Here is a 5,001-nt window from a genome sequence, read left to right as displayed (position 1 = left end):
GCCCGCGGTTGCGCAGCGCCTCGAGCGGATTCGCCCGAGCGTCGGCGACAGCGACGACACGCACGGCTTTCGGCCCGGCGTGCCGGCGCTGTCGCATTTCCCGATCGACGCGTGGCGGCACGCGATCGACCGCGCGCTGCGCCGCACGGGCCGCGACCTGCTCGCCTACGGCGATCCGCTCGGCGAACCCGCGCTGCGCGAATCGATCGCGCGCCATCTGGCGGTGACGCGCGGCGTGCGCTGCGATCCCGAGCAAATCGTGATCACCGAAGGCGCGCAGGGCGCAATCGCGCTGTGCGCGCAGCTGCTGACGAATCCCGGCGATACGGTGTGGGTCGAGGATCCCGGCTACCGCGGCGCGCGCACCGCGATGCAGACGGCCAACCTCGACGTCGTGCCGATGCCGGTCGACGCGGAAGGGCTGCGCGCGACCGAGGCGGACTGGCGCGAGCGGACGCCGCGCGTCGTCTACACGACGCCGTCGAACCAGTTCCCGACCGGCGCGGTGCTGTCGATTTCGCGGCGGCTTGCGCTGATCGATGCCGCACGCCGGCATCGCGCATGGATCGTCGAGGACGACTACGACAGCGAGTTCCGCCATACCGGCGAACCGATCGGCGCGATGTATGGACTGGCAGCCGATTCGCCGGTCGTCTATCTCGGCTCGTTCAGCAAGACGATGTTTCCGGCATTGCGCATCGGCTTCCTCGTGCTGCCCGACGCGCTGCTCGCCGCCGTGCGGCCGGCGCTGCCGGAGATGCTGCGCGGCGGCACGCGCCACGTGCAGATCGCGCTCGCCGATTTCGTCGAGACCGGCGAATACGGCCGGCATCTCGGCCGCATGCGCCGGCTCTATCGCGATCGGCGCCACGCGCTGCTCGCGGCGCTCGACGACAGCCTCAGCGTCGAACATCGCGTCGAAGGCGGCCCGTGCGGGCTGCATCTCGCGCTGCAATTGCCGGCGCGCTATCGCGACCGCGCGATCGTCGACGCGGCGCGGGCGCACGGCATCGGGCCGTTTGCGCTGTCCGCGTTTTCGATGCACGCGAAATCGTCGCGCAACGGGCTCGTGCTGGGCTTCGGCAATACGTCGGCCGATGCGTTCGCGCCGATGCTGCGCACGCTGTCCGCGATCGCGAAGCGGATCGGCGGCGCGTGACGCGCGGCGCGGGCGCAGCGAGATGCGTGCGTCTAGCCGGAGCGCCCGCGATGCGGTTAGAGCGCTGTCCCGTCGGCCGCCTGCCCGCGGGGGGCGAAGATCGAACCGCGGAAGCGTCGCGGGAACGGTGCTTGCTCCACGCTGCAGCCCTTGTGCCGATGCGGCGGGACAGGCCGCCGGAGCGGTCGGCGGGCAACGGATCGACGTTGGGTCGTGCAAAAGTTTCCAGATCGCGTGAGCGTTACCGTATGAGCGAAATTTCTGTCGAGTCGGAGTTTGCACTGTCGGTGAGCGGCAGTCCGGAGTTGGGCGGCGGCGAGATGGCGCGTCGTGTCGCGACGTTCGACTGGAGCGACACGCCGCTTGGGCCGCGTTCGACGTGGCCGCCGAGCCTCGCCGCCGCGGTGCGGCTCGTGCTCGCGTCGCCGTCGCCGCTGGTGATCCTGTGGGGCCGCGAAGGCACGATGCTCTACAACGACGCCTATGCGTCGTTTGCCGGCGGGCGCCATCCGTTCCTGCTCGGCAAGCCGGTCGAGGTCGGCTGGCCGGAAGTCGCGTCGTTCAACCGGCACGTGGTCGACACCTGTCTGGCCGGCGGCACGCTGACCTATCGCGACAAGCAGCTCGTGCTGTATCGCCAGGGCCGCCCCGAGGACGTCTGGATGGACCTCGGCTACAGCCCCGTATTCGACGACGACGGGCGGCCGGCCGGCGTCATCGCGATCGTGTTCGAGACGACCGCGAAGGTTGTTGCGGAGGCGCGGCGCCACGAGGCCGAATACGCGCTGATGCAGCTCACGCAGACGCTCGAGCAGCGGGTCGCCGAAGAGGTCGCGGCCCGCGTCGCGATGGAGGCGCAACTGCGGCAGGCGCAGAAGCTCGAGGCGATCGGCAGCCTGACCGGCGGCGTCGCGCACGACTTCAACAACGTGCTGCAGGTGATCGCGGCGAACCTGCAGCTGATTCAGCTGTTGGCGCAGGGCAACGCGGAACTCGAACGGCGCGTCGCCGTCGCGAGCAATGCGGTGTCGCGCGGCGCGAAGCTCGCGTCGCAGCTGCTGGCGTTCGCGCGCCGGCAGCCGCTCGTGCCGACCGTGCTCAATCCGATGCGGCTCGTCGAAGCGATGGCCGAGATGCTGCGGCGTACGTTGCCGGCGTCGATCGAGCTGTCGATCGAGGATGCGTACGACGGCTGGCACATCTACGCGGACCCGAACGAGCTCGAAAGCGCGCTGCTGAATCTCGTGATCAATGCGCGCGACGCGATCGACGAGCGCGGCACGATCCGGATCGCCGTGGCCGCCGTCGATGCGTCGACGGACCGCCGCGCGGCGCACGCCGGCGTTCCGGCCGGCGACTACGTGCGGCTGTCGGTCGCCGACGACGGTCACGGCATGCCCGAGCGCGTGAAGCTGCGCGCGTTCGAACCGTTTTTCACGACGAAGGCGGAAGGACAGGGCACCGGTCTCGGGCTCAGCATGGTGCACGGGTTCGTATCGCAGAGCGCCGGCTGCGTGCATATCAGCAGCGCCGAAGGAGAGGGTACGACCGTCGATCTCTACTTTCCGCGCTGTCTCGATACGGAGCGCGAACCCGACAAGCCCGCGAGCGCGCCGGCCACGCGCGGCGGCGAGACGATTCTCGTCGTCGAGGACAATTGCGACGTGCGGCTCGCGGCGATCGAGATGCTCGCACGGCTCGGCTACAAGGTGCTGTCCGCGCAGGACGGCGATGCGGCGCTGCGCCTGATCCAGAGCGGGCAGCGCTTCGATCTGCTGTTTACCGACGTCGTGATGCCGGGCGCCGTGCGCAGCAGCGAACTCGCGCGGATCGCGAGCGCGCCGCCGTACCGCGCCGGCGTGCTGTTCGCGTCCGGCTATACGCGCGACATCATCTTCCATGACGGCAAACTCGACGAAGGCGTCGCGTTGATCGGCAAGCCTTATGCGCTCGACGATCTCGCCCGCGCGGTACGCGACGCGCTCGATCGCCGCGCGACCGCATGGCCCGAATAAGTGCCGGTGCGTCATCTGCGCCTCGCGTCGTGGTCGTGCATCGTGCGCGGTGAATGTTCGGATTGACGAACCGCGGACTTTGTCCGGAACGAATGCCATTACGGTTTTGCGGCGCGACGCGGACCCGGCGCGGGTTGCGTCCGGCTGCTCGACAGACGCGCGTGAGCTATAAATGGAGGCGTGTACCGGTGCTTGTCGGGTCTCTGCGCGTGTCGCGCAGCGCGTTGCCGCGACTGCCCGGGGGAGGTGCACCGTGGTTCGCCAGACGCTTGCCCGCGCCGTCCTTCGCGCCGCGCTGCCCGCGCTCGCGCTCGCCGTCGCCTCGCCGCCGACCACCGGCCTCGCGGCGACGCTCGCACTGCCTGTCGACAACGGCGGCGGCTCGCCCGCGGCATCCGACGTCGCGTCGGACGGTTTTCCGGCGATCGTCGACCGCTACGGCGCGGCGGTCGTCACGATCCGCACGAGCGCGTTCGATCCGCAGACCGGCGAGCCGACGTTCGCGATTCTCGATCCCGACGATCCGCTCGCCGCATTCTTCCGACGCGGTGCGCCGCCGCGCGCGCAGGGCCCGCAGCCGCCGGCGCCCGATACGTCGCCGCGCGCGATTACCGGTAGCGGGTCCGGCTTCATCGTCAGCCCCGATGGCGCGATCCTCACGTCCGCCCACGTGATCGGGGACGCGACCGATGCGACGGTGCGGCTCGCCAATGGCCGCGAATTCCGCGCGACCGTGGTGGCGGTCGATCCGCAGAGCGACGTCGCGGTGCTGCGGATCGACGGCGCGCGGCTGCCTTACGTGCCGATTGCCGAAGCGACACGCGTGCGTGCCGGCGAGCCCGTGATGACGATCGGCGCGCCGGACGGCGCGGGCAACACGGTCACGGCCGGCATCGTGAGCGCGACGCCGCGCCGGCTGCCGGACGGCAGCGCGTTCCCGTTCCTGCAGACCGACATCGCGGTGAATCCCGACAACTCCGGCGGCCCGGTGTTCGATCGCGCGGGCAACGTGGTCGGTATCGCGATGCAGGTCTATACGGGCGCGGATCGCTACGCGAGCCTCACGTTCGCGATCCCGATCGCGCTCAGCGCGAAGCTGCGTGCGCAACTGCAGCCGCCGGCGCAGGCGGCGCGCGGGTCGGGCGCCAATGCGCTCGGCCTCGACGTGCAGGACGTCGGCGCGGGGCTGGCGGCGGCGCTTGGGCTGCCTCGCGCCTCCGGTGCGCTCGTCGACGGCGTCGAGGCCGGTTCGCCGGCCGCGGTGGCCGGCGTGCGCGCGGGCGACGTAATCGTGCAGTTCGGCGATCGGCCGGTCGCGGGCGCGGCCGAATTGAACGACCTCGCGACGACGCTGGCGCCGGGCGAGCAGGCGCCGATGCGGCTGATTCGCAATCGCGCGCCGGTCGTGCTGACGGTCGCGGTTAACGACGATCGAGGCGCGAATGCGGTCGGCGCCGATGGTGTGACCGGTGTTGCCGGTGGGAGCGGTGGCGAGGACGAGAGCGGGGCGACGGGCTTGGGTGCGAATGGCTTGGGTATGGCCGGCTCGCGCACGGGCGGAGCGGGGGCGGCCGGAGCTGGGACGGCCGGGGCAGCTGCGACCCATTTGCATGCGGCTGGTTCAGGCGCGGTCCGCGCAACTGGCGCCGGCCCGGATACGGCCGGATCACGCGTCGTTAGATCGAATGCTGATCTGGGGGCCGGCCAAAGTGCGGCCCGCTCGAGCGTGACGCGCCCAGGCGCGGCCGGCTCAGGGACGACCCGCGCGGTCGCCGCCGGCTCGGGCGCAGCCGGGGCCGGTTCAGCCGGCTCAAGTACGAGCCGCTC

General features: G+C 71.1%; 3 protein-coding genes. All 3 read left to right on the top strand.

Annotation, left to right across the window (positions count from 1 at the left end; translation table 11 throughout):
* Positions 1–1,159: MocR-like pyridoxine biosynthesis transcription factor PdxR (locus tag HMPREF3115_RS22110; RefSeq protein WP_070556091.1), on the top strand; the 1,159-nt coding region annotated here is incomplete at its 5' end.
* A 248-nt stretch (positions 1,160–1,407) separates the two neighbouring features.
* A complete protein-coding gene (locus HMPREF3115_RS22105) occupies positions 1,408–3,174 on the top strand; it encodes an ATP-binding protein (RefSeq protein ID WP_070556088.1) in 1,767 nt (588 codons plus the stop codon).
* 253 nt (positions 3,175–3,427) lie between these two features.
* On the top strand, positions 3,428–5,001 hold a 1,574-nt coding region (locus HMPREF3115_RS22100), incomplete at its 3' end, for a S1C family serine protease (protein ID WP_070556086.1).

Origin of the sequence: Burkholderia sp. HMSC10F09, from assembly GCF_001806955.1 — a bacterium.
Taxonomy (GTDB): Bacteria; Pseudomonadota; Gammaproteobacteria; order Burkholderiales; family Burkholderiaceae; genus Burkholderia; species Burkholderia multivorans.
Note: the sequence above shows the minus strand (reverse complement) of the source record. Positions and strands in the feature narration are given on the sequence as shown.

Bases quoted from the DNA above. Each gene is read 5' to 3' on its own strand.
- HMPREF3115_RS22105 (WP_070556088.1), top strand. From the start codon at position 1,408: ATGAGCGAAATTTCTGTCGAGTCGGAGTTTGCACTGTCGGTGAGCGGC.